This window comes from Candidatus Symbiopectobacterium sp. NZEC135, assembly GCF_025962695.1.
The window spans coordinates 53,597-68,324 of sequence record NZ_JAGFPF010000011.1 but is presented as its reverse complement, the minus strand read 5'-3'; the positions used below and the strand labels follow the sequence as shown (position 1 = coordinate 68,324).

Below are 14,728 nucleotides of genomic sequence, written 5' to 3'. Positions count from 1 at the left end.
TCAGGCTTCGGGGGAGGTCTCCTGCGGCGATTTCGGCGTCAAAAAACCGATCACCTTGCCTGCGATGGCAATCATGTCCGGCAGCTCCATGCGGGTGATTTCGGCTTCGGTCAGCGACGGAACCGTCATACGCGGCAGCACTTTAATCATTGCGTCCACGTCTGAGTTTGCCACAGCGGCCAGACTGACGCCGCGCAGGGTGCCTGTGTTGGGTTTAATCAGTGTGACGGTTTCGATCAGGGTGTCACCGCGTTTAATCGGGGTTTCCAGTGTTACAACGTTATCGGGTTGGTTCATGATAATTCTCTGTATTCAAAATGAAGTAAGACGGCCAGCGGAGTACTGGCCGCACAGGGTTACACCAGACCAACCGCCCGGCGGTGTTGTTCCAGACGGTCAACGCCATTGACACGCTCAATCATGTTGATGGTGTCAATTTCGATCATCTCTTTGCCGTCCACGGTCAGCTTGTAATAAGAACATTGCGTAGAAATCTTGGTTTCGGTGTCTTCGCCTTGCTTGCTCTCGCCGCCGTCGATTTCTTTGTGACGCCCACGCATCACCACTTCAACCGCAACGATTTCCCCGGTGTCATCACGCTGGTATGACCCGGTAAAGCGCAGCATGACCGCATCGGCACCGGGCGCGGCGTACTGGCTCCACAGGGTTTCATCGGCCAGACCGCCCAGCGTGAATTCCATGGCTAACGCATCATCATCGAGCCCAAAATCAATCGACGCGGCACCGTTCATGCCGCCGCCGCGATAGTTCTCCAGCTTGCGTGTCAGCTTCGGCAGTGTGACGGCGTAGGCGATCCCCATGTAGCTCAGGCCGTCGTTGAACAGGTTCATAAATTTAAGTTTGCGAGGCAGTGCCATAGCGTTACGACTCCTTAGCCGTTAACCGACGCCGACAGGTTCACCAGATATTTATCGGTGATACGCTGGCGTAGGGTGAGATTTTCCAGAGGGGGGACCGGGGTATAGTCATAATCAAGGTACAGTTTCCCGGCCTTGAGGGTTTCTTTATCGTTGGCGCTCTCGTCATACCAGCAATCGGCATCAATGATGTAACCGTTGGTTTTCAGTTCGCGGAACTTGGCCTTGATACCGTCGATAATGTCTCGAATCAGTGTCGCGGTCATCGGCTTGTCGTTGGCCCACATGTGCGCCTCTGCCATGGTGTCGGCAATCACCTGTGCGGTGCGGGTGTAGTTCTCAAACAGGAACAGCGGATCGTCAGAGCATGTGCGGTTGCCCCAGAAGCGGAAACCGTCTTTGCGTACCAGCGTGGTGACGCCTGCTTCATTGAGTAAATCCGCATCAGTGCCGGGGGTCTGCAAATCCCAGAACACCGAGGCGCTGATCCCCGTTACGCCGTTGACGCCGACGTTAGACAGGGTTTTATGCCAGCCGGTCTCTTGGTCAATCTTGGCGCGCAGCCCCAATGCGCGGGCGGTGGCGTAAGCCGTGGTGCTGGCGTTCGCTGCGGTATCCCATGCGATAAAGTCCGGCCAGATAACCATCAGTTCACGCTGGCTGAAATTGTCGCGGTAGGTGATGGCGTCAGACAGGGTTTTGCAGCCCCATGCGCTGACATAACCAAAGGCGCGCAGCGATTGGCAAATAGAGGCTAACGCGGTGGCAGCGGGTAACGAATCCAGCCCCGGCAAGCCGAGAATGCGCGGCTTAACCCCCGTCACCGCCTGCGCATCAAGAAGGGCTTTCATCCCGGTGTATTGGCCGTTCTCATCACTGCCGCCGATCACATTGCTGAGGGTTTCGGCTTCATCTTTCCCCTCGGCGACACGCACCACGACGGTAACGGGTTTGGACTGGTCAGCAATCGCCGACAGGGCAGCGGCCAGCGTGCCTTTTTTACCGGCTTTGCCGACAGCCGACAGCACATTGGTGATCAGCACCGGGGTATTGAGGGGAAAGGTTGCCGCGTCGGCATCCGGTGCGGTGCACACCATGCCGATAATCGCGGTGGATACAGTGGAAATAACGCGCGTGCCGTCGTTGACCTCAACAACCTGCACGCCGTGATGGTAATCGCTCATAAATTCAGGCTCCAGCAAATGGCAATATTGCCGCGTTGGGAGCCGTTATTGTCTGATGCTACCCCATGTCAGGCGAGTCATGCTGGTATGTTGGGAACTGACACAACATTGAAAGGGAAAGATATAGCCCCGGACTGAATAGAGAAAACATGATTAGAAAGTCGATACGCCTACATCATGAATTATCGCTAATTACTATGTTAGGTATTTTCGACCATCCTTTTCCTATCTCTATTCGAATACAGGGGCAGATTGAAACCCGACAATGATTATTCTGGTTTTTCCGGCCACGCTATTTTTTCTGGAAATCCCTTTTGCTCTGGAATCTCTCGCAGCGCTTGACGATAGCGTGCCCATGCTGCCTTGTCAGAGGTTGCGTCCACTGCCATTTTCCCATCACATTCACTAAGCAGCGTATCACGTTTTATGCGCACCTCATTTGCACGATATTTTTTTAGCCGTTCAGCATTAATTCTGATCATAATTTCCTCCTATTCCATCCGGTTCAATGCTTTTATCTATCTCCCAAGATTCAACCGGGATATCAATGAAGGCTCCGACATCCATGATCCAGAAAGGCACTCCGGCAGGAACATCTTTCTTTCCAATCTCTAACACTGTCAGCCCGCAATCAGTGCAAGGAGATAAAATCGCCACCCCGGAATCACCCTGATAAACAATGTTCATGAAGCTACCCCGCCAAATATAGCTACAGAGATCATTGATGAATCACCCGCGCCACCGGTCCCACGCACCATGACCCGTACCCCATTTCTATCCTTTTTCGTTGGGATGCCTGTAGGTGAATTCAACTGAACGACAGCGGCATAGGTTCCCTGACCAGGGCCATCACCCACACTACAAATTACCGCATAAACAGCAGTATCCATTGCGGTAGAAAAATTTATGGTATAGACACCAGTCGATTCTCTGATAACAGAACTTATGCCATGCGAACCATTAACGGTTACTGTATTCACTCCATTGAAATTGACCCATGCCGTACATAAGGACGGTTTACCTATACCCAAATTCGACAGGGGAATTGTGACACTTTCCGTGCCATCAAACGGCACGCCGTTAATGCTTCGGGCGATTGCCAATTTCGTGGCGGCAACAGCAGTCCCTCCCAATGGCAATGCGCCAACGTCCCCCGCACTCAGGGTTATATCAGCGGTTAGGGGCTTGTTATTTACCTTACGCCCGGAGGGCACTCTCCCCTCGGCGTTGGTATTGGCACTGGCCGCCGCCGTCGCGGCATTACTGGCGGCGGTGGTGGCGGCGCTGACTTTGGTATCGGTTTCCGCCTTGGTATACGCGCCCACATCCCCGGCACCCAGCGTGATATCCGCGCTCAACGGCTTGCCGTTAACCTTGCGTGCCAATGGCACACGGCTTTCCGCATTGGTGTTAGCACTGCCAGCCGCCGCTGCGGCATTACTGGCGGCAGTGGTGGCGGTACTGACCTTGGCGTCGGTTTTTTCCGCCTTGGTATACGCGCCCACATCCCCGGCACCCAGCGTGATATCCGCGCTCAGCGGCTTGCCGTTCACTTTGCGTGCCAGTGGCACACGGCTTTCCGCATTGGTGTTAGCACTGCCAGCCGCCGCTGCGGCATTACTGGCGGCAGTTGTGGCGGCACTGACCTTGGCATCGGTTTCCGCCTTGGTATACGCGCCCACATCCCCGGCACCCAGCGTGATATCCGCGCTCAGCGGCTTGCCGTTCACTTTGCGCGCCAGTGGCACACGGCTTTCCGCATTGGTGTTAGCACTGCCAGCCGCCGCTGCGGCGTTACTGGCGGCGGCGGTGGCGGCACTGACCTTGGCGTCGGTTTCCGCTTTGGTATACGCCCCGATAGACTCAGGCGTTACCCTGATGATTTTTCCTGTTGGTTTCGCCATGTTGTTATCTCACAAACTCAATAGATACCATGTCTGAACTTTTCACCGCCTCGGCCAGATACACCGTATTGGCTTCAACGGTATAGGCATACCCCGGCGGCTGGCCGACGCCATTAACATGCACGGAAATCACCGTCACATTGCCAACAGCAAACGCGCTTTCACCGCCTTTAATGACTGGCGTGATACTTTCAATCACCAGCGCGGCGTTATCCCCTTTTTCCCCGTCATTGACCCTGAATGACACGGCGGGCAGGGTTTTGCCGTCACTGGTTTTAAATGTCAGTGAAACTGTGCGGCCAGCAGCCATGTATTACCTCACGTGTTCTCAGTGATTTTTACTTCAACGCCGGTGATGCTGACGCCGTTATTTCCGAGGTCGCCTTTATCCCCTTTGTCACCTTTATCCCCTTTCAGCTCTGCCGCATATTGCGCTTCGGTTTTACTGGCGTTCCCCGCCTTCGCTTTCCAGACTTCATAAGCGCTAGCACCGTCGGAAACTTCGAATGAAGCCGGTAATGTTTTTCCGTCCGAGGTTTTAAAATTTAATGTCACTGTGCGTTTAGCTGGCATAACTCTCTCCCGATTAATTAATTTCTGTATTCACATCCACACCGTTTATTTTTTGCAGCGCGGCGTCGGGCAAAAAGATGCCGTTATCCTTTCCGGTGGAAAGAATATTTCCGCCATCAGCGCTCAAAAACACACTGCCGTTTAACGCATTTATTTCACTGCGTAGTTTGGCAACTTCATAACTCAAATCATCCGTGCTGCCGCTGGCCGTGCGCTGCGTAACGACAGGTGCCGGAAACACCACATTGATAAAATCCCCTTTACGCAACGGTTCAGGAAATAACAGCCTGTTGCCGTCCAGTGAAAAGGAATAATTCAGCGCCTGCTCAATCCCGTTAATAAACACCATGGCAGCGGTAAAGGTATAAGGCGGGATTAATTCCACTTCGCCGCCAGTGGCGTCATAACGCCACGCGGTTAAATCGGTTTTTAACGCGTATTGCGGGTGCGGATTTTTTGCCGCAAGGTGTTGCGCCAGCAGCGTATCGGCATAGGCTTTCACCTCAATCACGCCGTTATCCACATAGCCGCGCGTTGCCAATACCACCGCCGGATCGATTTTCAGCGTGACCGCTTCGGTGCTGCTGACAATCAAAATCATGCGCACGGTCTGAACGCGGCCGCTGCCCTCCTGCAACTGCGGCTTGTACGTCTCCGGGCAGTTAGCAATGGCAATCAGGTTGTCGTCATCGTCAAACAGACCGATTTCACGTATCCACCAACCGCCCTCATTTTCGGGAATAACCTGCTCGGCAATAATCTGGCTGGGGTTCTTCGGATCAACGCTCAGGGCATTCAATGCTTTTCGGCGCGTTTCGTTAATCAGCGCGGTTTGTGCCGGGTTAGGGGTGGGAAGCGTACCGCCGCCATCACCCACCGCCATTTTGGTGATGTTCAGACGGCTACCTAACGCGGTGGCATTCGCCAGCTTCGCTGCACCGATGTTGGTTAACAGGGCAAAATATCTTGCGCTCATGCGGTTACGCTCACATTGTCGATTAGATGGAGTGCTGCGCCCGTCACATCCAGACCGGACACAGTGAGGGTTTCAGGAAAATACGGGTACACGGTCAGGTCATCGCCACCGTAGACCGTGGCGGCAACATAGGCCGCGCCCTGCGTATCAAGGTTAATGTTCAGCCCCAACAGGTGACGGCTTGCGGGTTTCGCGTCGGCAATCAGCCGCTCAAGCTCGTAAAAGGTTTCCTCAGTGATACCGCTGTCCTGCACACCGATATCAAGCCGGAACGTGCCAGGCTCTCCGCCGCTCTGCCACCATTCGATGATGCGGATCAGATAACCAAACGGCTCCACCACGCGACGCAGCGCACCGATGGTGCCTTTGTGGCGATGGATAAAGAACGCATCACGGATCACCTGCCGTTTCACGCTCTCCGGCCATGCCTCATCCCAGCGGTCAACGGAAAACGCCCATGCCAGATAGGGCAACAGGTGAACCGGGCAGGTATCCGGGTTCCACAGCAGACGCAGGGGAACCGGTACGCGGGTGATTTCAGCGCAAGCCGTGGCGGCGGCGACCTCAAGCGCGGAAGAGCCGACAGGCAACAGGCGGTTATCACTCATCGGCACCGCCCACGCCCAACTGATAGCGGGAACAGTAAGATGCCTGAGCTTCATTCAGCACGATATCGGCGGCGGGTTTCGTCAGCTCGACCCGTTGCACGCCTTCGACGTGCAGCGCAGCGTAAATGGCCGAGCGGCGAATATCCCGCCCTAATCGGTGCTGCGCGCTGATATAGGTTTTCAGCTTCTGCTCGGCGGCGGCACGTACCGGCTCTGCTTCCGGCCCCGGATACCGATACAGCGTGGCGTCAATCTCATACGGCACAATCACCGCAGATTGCACCGTCACCCGATCCGCTACCGGGCGCACGTCTTCCGCGTTCAGTGCAGCGGCGACGATGGCGACCAGCTCCGTGCTGGCGCTGCCGTCCCCCTCGCGCGACAGTACCGACACCGTGACGCAGGCCGGGCTGGGGCTTATCACCGACACATCCGCGACGCGCCCGTCGGCGCTGCGTCCGTGGTACTGGTAGGCGCCCACCGGCCCGGCCACGCTTAACCCTTCAAAGGCTTGCTGGATACGCAGACGAAAATCGCTGTCGGACTCCAGCAGCGCGGGTGTCGGCGGTAAGGTCGAGTCGTCAGCCGGAGTGATCACCAGACGGGCAACGCTAAAATCAGCGCCGAGTTGGTCGAGATCGTCCCCCTGCGCAAACGCCACCATCACCGCGCGTGCCGCCTCATTGACGCGCTGCCGCCACAGCAGTTCACGATAGGCGTTTTCCTGTAGCAGCTTGACTAACGGCTCCGATTCCAGCGTCAGCGTGCGCGCAACGGCGGCGCGCTGGTCTTCCGGGTAGAGCGACAGCAGCACCGCTTTGCGCTCGTTGTAGATGGTCTCGTAGTCCAGTTCTTCCACCACAGCCGGGGCGGGAAGCTGGCTTAAATCAATGGTTGCCATGGTGTCAGCTCACAGGAACAGAAAGAGAAAAGGCGGGGCCATCGGTCAGCACGCCCACAAGATCGACGGCCAGCTTGCCGTCATAGGTCGATTCAAGTGTGATACCCGTCAGCGTGATGCGTGGCTCCCAGCGCAGCAGCGCCATGTAACACGCGGCCATCACCTGTAATTTCACTGCCGGGCTTTGCGGCTGGTCGATAAGGGCAGATAGCAGCGAACCGTAATCACGGCGCATCACGCGCGAGCCTATCGGTGTGATCAGAATGTCGCGCACGCTTTGGCGAATGTGCTCAAGGTCAGCCAGTGCGGTGCCGTTATCGCGGCTCATCCCGCTATAGCGCGCACTCATAGTGGCGTTCCTGTTGTGCCGCCGCTGTCGCCGGGGTGTTTGTGGGTGTGCAGCACTTTGCCATTGGACGACAGCGAACCGCCGGAATGCTGGATATTGCCGTGCATCTCCCCGCCTTTTTGCACTTCCAGCGTTCCGGTGATCAGCTTGTCGGTGCAGACTACTTCCGGCGAATCCAGCGTGATGCGGGTAGCGGCTTTCACCAGTACCAGCGGCACGGTGGCAGTAAGGGATTCGGAGGCGGTGACGTTGGCGGTTTTGATGCCGCTGACGGTCAGCGCGCCGTTTTCGGGTTCGTACTCGATCACCGCGCCATCGGGAAAGCTGATATGCAGCGCATCGGCAGAGGCAGACGGTGCGGGGTTATCATCTGAATAGATGCCGCACAGCACAAAGGCGGTATCCAATTCACCGCCGATAGACAGAATTAACACCTGCTCACCGATAGACGGAGCCCACCAGTCGCGGGAACGCCCGGCACGACGGGTTAGCCAGTTCAACCAGTCGGTTGTCATGTCTCCGGTCTGCACCCGGCACAGGGCATCTCTGGTGTTGACGTGGGTCACGACGCCGACACGGATCAGATTGCGTAGCAGGCGCTGGATTTCAGTAAGGGTGGCTTGTGTTTTCATACGGGAAAGGATGCCGCCGGGGACACATCGCGGCAATGTAATGCGGCTTGCTGGTCTGCCAGACAACACAGGTGTTATCGCACGCCACATATTGTGGTTACAAAAAAGTTGACGCAGCACTATATCGTAACTACAATTTAATCATAAAGGGAGGGGTGATGGTCAGCTACGACGAGAATAAGCGCTTAATCAATCTGGAAAAACATGGCATTGATTTCAGGGATGCATCCCATGTTTTTGAGGGTTTCACGATCACTCGTGAAGATACCCGCTATGAGTATGGCGAAGTACGTTATCAGACGCTTGGCCTGCTGGGTGGCGTGGTGGTTGTGATGGTAGCCCACACGCCACGCGGTGACGATGACCATATCATTTCAATGAGAAAGGCGGATAAACATGAGCAAAAATTCTATTGGAACCACTATCCAAACTGACCTGAAGCGTCTAAAGGCGATGAAAGATAGCGATATTGCCCATGACGATGATAACCCACTCACCACCGCAGATGACTGGTCAGGTGCGGTGATGAAAGTGGGCGGGAAAGTGCTCGGAAGAACTCGCGGACTACAGAAAGCGCCGACCAAAATCGCTAAAACCATCCGCTATGATGCAGAGGTGATTGAACGCTTTCAGGCCAGCGGCCCCGGTTGGCAAACGCGAATGAATGAGGCGTTAAAAGAATGGCTGGCCTCTCATCCTGATTTTCGCAGATAAAAATACGCCATTGTTGCCCCGCTGTCGCGGGGCCGAATTTATTTACTCAAGTGCTGAATCACTAAATCACTTACCCGTTCTTTATCCGAGCGCGTTATCCCCAAAAGCTGACGCTCAGGATACTGAATTTCTTTATTATGTCCGCGCTGTTTATCTGCTTGTCCGTAATGATGGATCTCAGCAACCCGGCGCGCTTTATTAGCAAATGTTATCGTCGCATCATTGGGTGATGCTACTGCCAGCATGTATTTATTCTTCACAAGCTGCTGAAACATCCGGGCTTTAGCCTTACCTGAACGGGTATTCACCCGCTCTTTTTTCACCTCAATAAAGCGCTGGATATCACTGATATAAAACGAACGGATGGCTTTTCTGTCTGTATCATATCCGGTAAATAAGGTGCCGAATCGGGCTTTACGTTTACGCCAGTTTTTCAGGCTGCGCACTTCACCGTTCCACAGAATTTTCATTCCCCGCTGAACGGTGATGACCTGCGCCTTACGTTGGGTAAATGCCGTACCGTCTGGACCTTTTTGCTTACGGATACGGGCTTGGTTGGTTTTTCGTAAATCATTAGCAATGTCTCTTGCTAACGCCTTGCGACTGGCGGGAGACAGCTTAGCCAGCAATCCCGCCAGTTCATCATCAAACGGTTTCAGCTCATTCATGCCATGTGCTCACTAACTCGCCGTTGATATGCAACGCTATCGGGCGCTCTACCGGGATCGGCAACGGTGGCTCTGGTGCATGGGTCACATGCAAGGCCTTATCAATCTCTTTGACGATCACCCGCTCGGTCAGTTTCAGGCTGATGCTGATATCGCAACTACCGTTATCGTTAATGTCGGCCAGATAGGTAAAGCCCTTATTGTCACGGGTCATGATATCTGGCTGATTTTCCCGCAGCCATGCGCTGATCGGCACCAGTAACCAGTCGATATCATCGGTAAAATCGGTGATAACCAGATTCAGCGTGTACTGATTTTCAAATGACAGTGACCGGGCAAGGGTTGACGCCACCGCGCCGCTATCGATAAAGATATGCAGCATGTCCGGGTTGTTTTTCAATACCGGCACGGCATCACTCAGGGCGCGGCGCAGGCTGCTGGGTTTCAGCATCGTGTTTCTCCTGACAGTGTTTGACGGTTTCAACCTGTAGCGCACAGCTCACCAGTGCACCTTCCAGTTGGCGATTGTCGGCGCTTAAATCACCGTTGGTTTGCGGACTGCTGCCCGGTATCGGGCAACTCGTTACTTTCGGACAGCCAACGTAAATAAGCGTCGGGGCCGTCAAAGGCGGGGCGGCGGTGCAGCCGCTTAATATCGTCAGGCAAAGCAGTGCCATACCAACGACGTAGATCGGCATTTTCATTGAGTAACCTCATGATGGTGTTATCGCGGGAAGCGGCCAGTTGCCCGGCCTGTGTTAGTTTGATACGCAGTTCAACCTGCGCCTGTTCATTGCGCCGTGCGTTGCTTTGCAGCGTACCGATCGCGGCGGACTGTGCCAGCAGCGTGTCTTTTTGCTGACTCAGGGCGATCCCCTGCTGGCTTACCGTGCGCTCAGCGCGGGAAAGCTGCCATTTTTTGACGGCCACTATGCTGAGCAAACCCACAATGACCAGCCCCATAAACTTTACCCATGGGCTTATCATGCCAGCGTTCCTCCTGCCTGCTGGTAAACCTGAATCAGCGAATCAAGGCGGTGTTCCCGCTGGCCGTAACCCGCCCCCGGCAACGAGGCCCAGATAGTGCGGCATTTCGATATTGCCCTCTCGATGTCGCCGCGCTCAATGTCCGCCAGTGCCCGGCGCTCGCTAATCAGTTGCACTGCCAGTTTGTCCTGCGAGGCAGGGCTAAAATCGGGCAGTGCCATCTGTTTCTGATAGTGCGGCCAGAACCGATAAAGCTGCTGATAACGCCCGGACGCGGTGGACTTTTCACCCTGACGGTTAAACACCTTGGCCGGACGGCCTGACGCGAACGGGTGATCGCGGTAGTCGGTGAAAATCTCCGGCTTGCCATCCAGCCCGGTGACAACCACGTCATAGCCGCTGTTGCGCGTCAGCGGGTGCGTCGCCGTTCCCTCAGAAAAGGCCAGCATGTCCAGAAAAGCGGCCAGATTATTACTGTTGGTCATGCCCTTTCCTCCGCTTATCCAACTGGCTTTTAATCAGCAACTCAATGGCCTGATAACCGGCAATGCCCAAGGCAGCACCGATACCGTTAATCGCCACCGGCGACAGGTTGGGAAACTGCACCAGTGCCACCCCTGCCACCATCGAGACAAAGCCCCCTAACAAGGTACGGCCAATAAACAGGCGTAGCGTGACAGGCTCGCCGCCTGCCAGTACTTTGCCGACGACGATCAGTGCACCAATCAAAAACAGAGACAAAACGCTTTTATCGGGTTCGTTCACGGTTCACTCCCATAACTGAACGGATTCACGCACAGGGGCGGTAGCAATATCGGGCAGTGTCACGGCGGTGCCGTGGGGCAGAATGGCCCCGTAGTCGGCCAGCCCCGGATTAACGGATAACACCGCTTCAACCGCACCTTGCGTGCGCCCGTAATGGCGATAACACAGGGCGTCCAGCGTGTCGCCCTGCTGTGCGATAACCTTCATCAGATATGCCCGATGATGCAGTGGGGCTTATCCTGTAACTGACTGATTGACCAGCGCGCATCACGCCACAGCTCATCAATCGTGCTGTCGAGCGCATCCGCTTTGCGATCGCCTTTGGCGCTGGCGTCATAGCGCCGGTAACGCTCATACAGCGTCGCCGTGGTAATGGTGCTGACCGCGCGCAGGTAGTGATGCAGTTTCTCGCTCTGGCCGTCGATCTGCTCGGCGGGAACCTCGGCCAGTGTGGTAAATCCGGCATCCCACTGCGTTTTCCGGTACTCGAACAGCTCGGCGTTCACTTCGGAAATCGCGGTCAATGCCGCATGGCGCAGGCGCTCTGGCGTAACGGTGTTTTCCAGATTCATCAATGTGCGCAGCGTTACCGGCTCCACGTCCGGCCAAAAAAAGGTGTTTTTGATCACGGCTTCCTGTCGCACTGGTACAGGAATGACCACCGCATCCGCGCGTGGCTCCGCGTTCGCGTTGAAAATCATTGTCGTCATGACAACCTCTGAATAGGTGGGCGGTGGACACAGGCACAGAAAACGGGAAACCGTTCCGGCCTGTGTGCCGCCCGGCGCGGGGCGCGTTGGGTTAACGGCTGGCCGCTGCTTTGCGCAGCGCCGTTTCCAGCCGCTCTATGTCTTTTTTAACGCCGCTTCGGCTATCAAGCTGAAAGGCGCGTTTCAGGTGAAACAGGGCTTGCTCGGGCTTGCCGCTGTCACGCAGCACCAGACCGATGATTTTGTGCAGTTTGGCGCGCACCTGATCGGGCATGTCCTCCGCATCGGTCAGCGTCAGCGTGTCGATCAGCAGGTCAAAAGTGACCGCCTGCCCGGCGGTATGGGCGCGGGTCGCAGCGTCGGCCACCTCTTCGGCTAACAGGTACGGCGTCGGGCGGGTGTAGCCCTCCGGCATCACCAGCTTGTGCGCCAGCGCATAACGGGCAATCTCCAGCGCGCCGGGCATGTCTCCGGCGTCGAGCTTCCACACCATGACGGTCATCAATACTGCATCCTGTGCGCCGCGTCCGTTGGCGAGTACCCCCGCCACCCACGGTGCATAGCCAGACAACATTCCGCTTTTTATCTCGGCCTTACGCTCATTTGAGCGCACCTGTTTTAACGTGCGTTTATCAGCCGCAAGCCGGAACAGCATTTGCTCGTACCCGGTGGCCTGTCGCAGCGGGTCATTCTCCCGCTGGGACGCCTCAGCAGCCGACACCCGCATCATGTGACGCTGGGCGGGGCTTAACATGGTTTAGGCTCCGGCTTTATCGGCTGGGGTTTCAGGCTGGTTTTCATCACTGGATGTGGCAACGTCAACCTCTTTTTCCGCTTCCGGCGGTTTCGGGAATTCGCCGAGCTGGATGTTTTCGATCAGGCAACCGCAGCCGTAATCTTCCACCACGTAATCCTGCTTAATGGATTCGTAATTTTCGATGCGGTCACGCTTGGCGTTCTCTTCGAGGTGGCGGCGGTGGCTGTCGTCCATGTAGTAAATAGACAGGTTATCCAGACGGTTGATCATCAAGGCATTGGCCGGAAAGTATGGCACGCGCACCGCAGGCAGATTGCCAATGCGCTTTTGGCTGACAATGACGTCAGCGGCCAGTATTTCGCTGTTTTCCTGCTGCTTGTTGACCAGTGGGAAATATTTATCAGCTAGCAACTGGCGGCCACAAATCACCACCAAGTCGGGGTCTTCCTGATGCCATTCATCGATCATGGAATTGGTTGCATCCATCACCAGCGCGTCGAGGCTGACATAATCGCCATTTTCACCAACACGGATTTTTTCTGAAACCGTACCGTCTTTAGCGGTGTAGGCATTCATCACACGTTTAGGGGATTCGTTGCGGTATTTCTGCAACCAGCCCACCGCCACATCCTGCAACAACGGATTCTTAGCACGGTCAGAGGTTGCCGCACGCTTCACGCCGTGCCATCCGGCCATGATGTAATCCAGCGACTGACGTTTGGCGATAGCGTTACGCAAGCGCAACTGGAAATCCTGAAAACGCGCCCACAGGTCAAGGGTGTTGTAGCGGATATGGAAATCAAAGTTCATCTGTTCGCACTTGTACTGGCGCGCTTCCAGACTCAGCAAATCGGCGGTTTCGCGCTCATCACCGTTTGAGGTATCGGTGGTGCTGGCAACCGACCCGGACACACCGAGACCGACCTTTTCCCCGGTCAGCTCTGCCACCGGCACCATATTGATACGGGTCAGAAAGTCGCTGGATTCCTGCACCACTTCCATCAGCGACTGCGTGACCGACGGCTCCACGCTGAATTTTTTACTCAGCGTTTCCACCTCAACGCCATTGAGCGCGGCAAGCTGGGTCAGGTAGGCGTTGTATTTAAAACGGGTTTCTTTACGCATGGTTTTTCCTGTTATTTCTGAAAAAGGGTATCGCGGGGCTGGCCCCGGTTAGCAGTTGGTCAGCAATGAGGCTTCACCGTCACCGCCTGTCGCCGCCGGGCGGCGCGTCTGTGACAGGCTTTCGGTGCCGTCCAGCGAGGCTTTGAGGTCGGTGAACTGCTGTTCACTGGCGCTCAGCTTCTGCGTCAGGGTGGCAATGTCCTGCTGCTGGCGCTGCTCAAGCTGGGTAAAGCGCTGTTCCGCGCTGTCGGCGTTGGTCTGCACCTGTCCTGCGACTTCGGCCACCGCCTCATGCACATCATTAAAACGGGCATCGTCGCTGGACTGCTTGCGGCCAAACAGGGCTTTCACGCGGGTTAACAGCGTCGGCTCAACGTCCGGCAGGTCTTCAAATTCCAGCGTCACTTCGGTGGCGACAGAAAAGAGGTTTTCCGGGGACAATTTGCGGGTTGCCAGTGGGCTATGTTTGGCTTTGGCGCTGAATTCCAGCATTTCCGTGCCAAGGCTGGCCGGGTCATCAGTGACCGCCAGACCGACCAGATAGCTCTTACCTGTGTTGGCAAAGTTGGGCTGGATCTCCATGGAGGTATAGATTTTCTGGCTGGCTTTATTCATCGCCACCAGATCATCGGTTGGGGTGATTTTGGCGAACAGCGCCAGCTTGCCGCTGATAGCCGAATCATCATCAATCTTTTCCGCTTTCAGCTCGACCACATCGCCATAACGACGAAATGGGCTGTCAGGCAGCAAGCCTTTCACATGCTCAATGTTGATGCGGCAACCATAGACACGCGGATCAAAGGTGTCTGCCATGTTTTGAACATCGTTGGCGTCAATTACGCGACCGTCGCAGGTGTCACCCTCGACACCAACGCGGAACCATTTAGAAACTTTCTTTGCCATTTTCTCATCCGTTGTTTGCGGGAAGTTGGGGCGAGTATCCGGCGTGCACCTTCGGCGCGCCATCAATCACGGTTTGCTAACCGCTGGCACAACA

At 55.6% G+C, this 14,728-nt stretch carries 26 protein-coding genes; 2 read left to right on the top strand and 24 right to left on the bottom strand.

The window, feature by feature from the left end; genetic code table 11:
* From J5224_RS08745 to J5224_RS08685, 13 genes are all read right to left on the bottom strand, one after another.
* The gene (locus J5224_RS08745; RefSeq protein WP_264624996.1) at nt 1-297 is read right to left on the bottom strand and encodes a phage tail assembly protein; all 297 of its coding nucleotides are present in this window, start codon (nt 295-297) and stop codon (nt 1-3) included.
* 59 nt (nt 298-356) lie between these two features.
* Entirely contained in the window at nt 357-878 is a 522-nt protein-coding gene (locus tag J5224_RS08740; protein ID WP_264624995.1) for a phage major tail tube protein, read from the bottom strand.
* A gap of 14 nt (nt 879-892) precedes the next feature.
* Nucleotides 893-2,062 (bottom strand): phage tail sheath protein, encoded by a 1,170-nt coding sequence (locus tag J5224_RS08735; protein WP_264624994.1) that lies wholly within the window; start codon nt 2,060-2,062, stop codon nt 893-895.
* A gap of 269 nt (nt 2,063-2,331) precedes the next feature.
* Complete coding sequence (locus tag J5224_RS08730) at nt 2,332-2,544, bottom strand: tail fiber assembly protein (RefSeq protein WP_264624993.1); 213 nt, start codon at nt 2,542-2,544, stop codon at nt 2,332-2,334.
* A complete protein-coding gene (locus tag J5224_RS08725) occupies nt 2,531-2,749 on the bottom strand; it encodes a hypothetical protein (protein ID WP_264624992.1) in 219 nt (72 codons plus the stop codon). Before J5224_RS08725 ends, J5224_RS08730 begins: the two co-directional genes overlap by 14 nt.
* Entirely contained in the window at nt 2,746-3,966 is a 1,221-nt protein-coding gene (locus J5224_RS08720; protein WP_264624991.1) for a hypothetical protein, read from the bottom strand. The genes J5224_RS08725 and J5224_RS08720 overlap by 4 nt, the downstream gene beginning before the upstream one ends.
* Nucleotides 3,967-3,970: 4 nt before the next feature.
* A complete protein-coding gene (locus J5224_RS08715; protein WP_264624990.1) occupies nt 3,971-4,276 on the bottom strand; it encodes a hypothetical protein in 306 nt (101 codons plus the stop codon).
* Between the two features lie 8 nt (nt 4,277-4,284).
* Nucleotides 4,285-4,539, bottom strand: a complete 255-nt coding sequence (locus J5224_RS08710) for a hypothetical protein (RefSeq protein WP_264624989.1) — start codon at nt 4,537-4,539, stop codon at nt 4,285-4,287.
* A 13-nt stretch (nt 4,540-4,552) separates the two neighbouring features.
* Nucleotides 4,553-5,515, bottom strand: coding sequence for a phage tail protein (locus J5224_RS08705; RefSeq protein WP_264624988.1), 963 nt, complete (start codon nt 5,513-5,515; stop codon nt 4,553-4,555).
* The gene (locus J5224_RS08700) at nt 5,512-6,123 is read right to left on the bottom strand and encodes a phage tail protein I (protein WP_264624987.1); all 612 of its coding nucleotides are present in this window, start codon (nt 6,121-6,123) and stop codon (nt 5,512-5,514) included. The genes J5224_RS08705 and J5224_RS08700 overlap by 4 nt, the downstream gene beginning before the upstream one ends.
* Nucleotides 6,116-7,024: a baseplate assembly protein gene (locus tag J5224_RS08695; RefSeq protein WP_264624986.1), complete on the bottom strand. Its 909-nt coding sequence runs from the start codon at nt 7,022-7,024 to the stop codon at nt 6,116-6,118. The genes J5224_RS08700 and J5224_RS08695 overlap by 8 nt, the downstream gene beginning before the upstream one ends.
* Before the next feature lie 4 nt (nt 7,025-7,028).
* Nucleotides 7,029-7,373 (bottom strand): GPW/gp25 family protein, encoded by a 345-nt coding sequence (locus tag J5224_RS08690; protein WP_264624985.1) that lies wholly within the window; start codon nt 7,371-7,373, stop codon nt 7,029-7,031.
* Complete coding sequence (locus tag J5224_RS08685) at nt 7,370-8,005, bottom strand: phage baseplate assembly protein V (protein WP_264624984.1); 636 nt, start codon at nt 8,003-8,005, stop codon at nt 7,370-7,372. Before J5224_RS08685 ends, J5224_RS08690 begins: the two co-directional genes overlap by 4 nt.
* A gap of 158 nt (nt 8,006-8,163) precedes the next feature.
* Between J5224_RS08685 and J5224_RS08680 the strand changes: the two genes are divergently transcribed.
* Both J5224_RS08680 and J5224_RS08675 read left to right on the top strand, forming a co-directional pair.
* Complete coding sequence (locus J5224_RS08680) at nt 8,164-8,439, top strand: BrnT family toxin (protein ID WP_264625038.1); 276 nt, start codon at nt 8,164-8,166, stop codon at nt 8,437-8,439.
* Nucleotides 8,402-8,719, top strand: coding sequence for a BrnA antitoxin family protein (locus tag J5224_RS08675; RefSeq protein ID WP_264624983.1), 318 nt, complete (start codon nt 8,402-8,404; stop codon nt 8,717-8,719). Before J5224_RS08680 ends, J5224_RS08675 begins: the two co-directional genes overlap by 38 nt.
* A gap of 38 nt (nt 8,720-8,757) precedes the next feature.
* Here J5224_RS08675 and J5224_RS08670 read toward each other — a convergent pair whose 3' ends face one another.
* From J5224_RS08670 to J5224_RS08620, 11 genes are all read right to left on the bottom strand, one after another.
* Nucleotides 8,758-9,387 carry a phage virion morphogenesis protein gene (locus tag J5224_RS08670; RefSeq protein WP_264624982.1) on the bottom strand — a complete coding sequence of 210 codons (630 nt, stop codon included), beginning with the start codon at nt 9,385-9,387 and terminating at the stop codon, nt 8,758-8,760.
* The gene (locus J5224_RS08665) at nt 9,380-9,838 is read right to left on the bottom strand and encodes a phage tail protein (RefSeq protein WP_264624981.1); all 459 of its coding nucleotides are present in this window, start codon (nt 9,836-9,838) and stop codon (nt 9,380-9,382) included. The genes J5224_RS08670 and J5224_RS08665 overlap by 8 nt, the downstream gene beginning before the upstream one ends.
* Nucleotides 9,801-10,043, bottom strand: a complete 243-nt coding sequence (gene lysC / locus J5224_RS08660; RefSeq protein WP_264625037.1) for an Rz1-like lysis system protein LysC — start codon at nt 10,041-10,043, stop codon at nt 9,801-9,803. The genes J5224_RS08665 and lysC overlap by 38 nt, the downstream gene beginning before the upstream one ends.
* On the bottom strand, nt 9,928-10,374 hold the full coding sequence (lysB, locus tag J5224_RS08655; RefSeq protein ID WP_264624980.1) for an Rz-like lysis system protein LysB: 447 nt from the start codon (nt 10,372-10,374) through the stop codon (nt 9,928-9,930). The genes lysC and lysB overlap by 116 nt, the downstream gene beginning before the upstream one ends.
* Nucleotides 10,371-10,859, bottom strand: a complete 489-nt coding sequence (locus J5224_RS08650) for a glycoside hydrolase family 104 protein (protein WP_264624979.1) — start codon at nt 10,857-10,859, stop codon at nt 10,371-10,373. Before J5224_RS08650 ends, lysB begins: the two co-directional genes overlap by 4 nt.
* A complete protein-coding gene (locus J5224_RS08645) occupies nt 10,846-11,139 on the bottom strand; it encodes a phage holin family protein (protein ID WP_264624978.1) in 294 nt (97 codons plus the stop codon). The genes J5224_RS08650 and J5224_RS08645 overlap by 14 nt, the downstream gene beginning before the upstream one ends.
* A gap of 3 nt (nt 11,140-11,142) precedes the next feature.
* Entirely contained in the window at nt 11,143-11,346 is a 204-nt protein-coding gene (locus tag J5224_RS08640; protein WP_264624977.1) for a tail protein X, read from the bottom strand.
* A complete protein-coding gene (locus J5224_RS08635) occupies nt 11,346-11,849 on the bottom strand; it encodes a head completion/stabilization protein (RefSeq protein ID WP_264624976.1) in 504 nt (167 codons plus the stop codon). The genes J5224_RS08640 and J5224_RS08635 overlap by 1 nt, the downstream gene beginning before the upstream one ends.
* 91 nt (nt 11,850-11,940) lie before the next feature.
* On the bottom strand, nt 11,941-12,603 hold the full coding sequence (locus J5224_RS08630) for a terminase endonuclease subunit (protein ID WP_264624975.1): 663 nt from the start codon (nt 12,601-12,603) through the stop codon (nt 11,941-11,943).
* 3 nt (nt 12,604-12,606) lie between these two features.
* Nucleotides 12,607-13,731, bottom strand: a complete 1,125-nt coding sequence (locus tag J5224_RS08625) for a phage major capsid protein, P2 family (RefSeq protein WP_264624974.1) — start codon at nt 13,729-13,731, stop codon at nt 12,607-12,609.
* Nucleotides 13,732-13,779: 48 nt separating this feature from the next.
* Entirely contained in the window at nt 13,780-14,634 is an 855-nt protein-coding gene (locus tag J5224_RS08620; RefSeq protein ID WP_264624973.1) for a GPO family capsid scaffolding protein, read from the bottom strand.
* Nucleotides 14,635-14,728 lie beyond the last annotated feature (94 nt).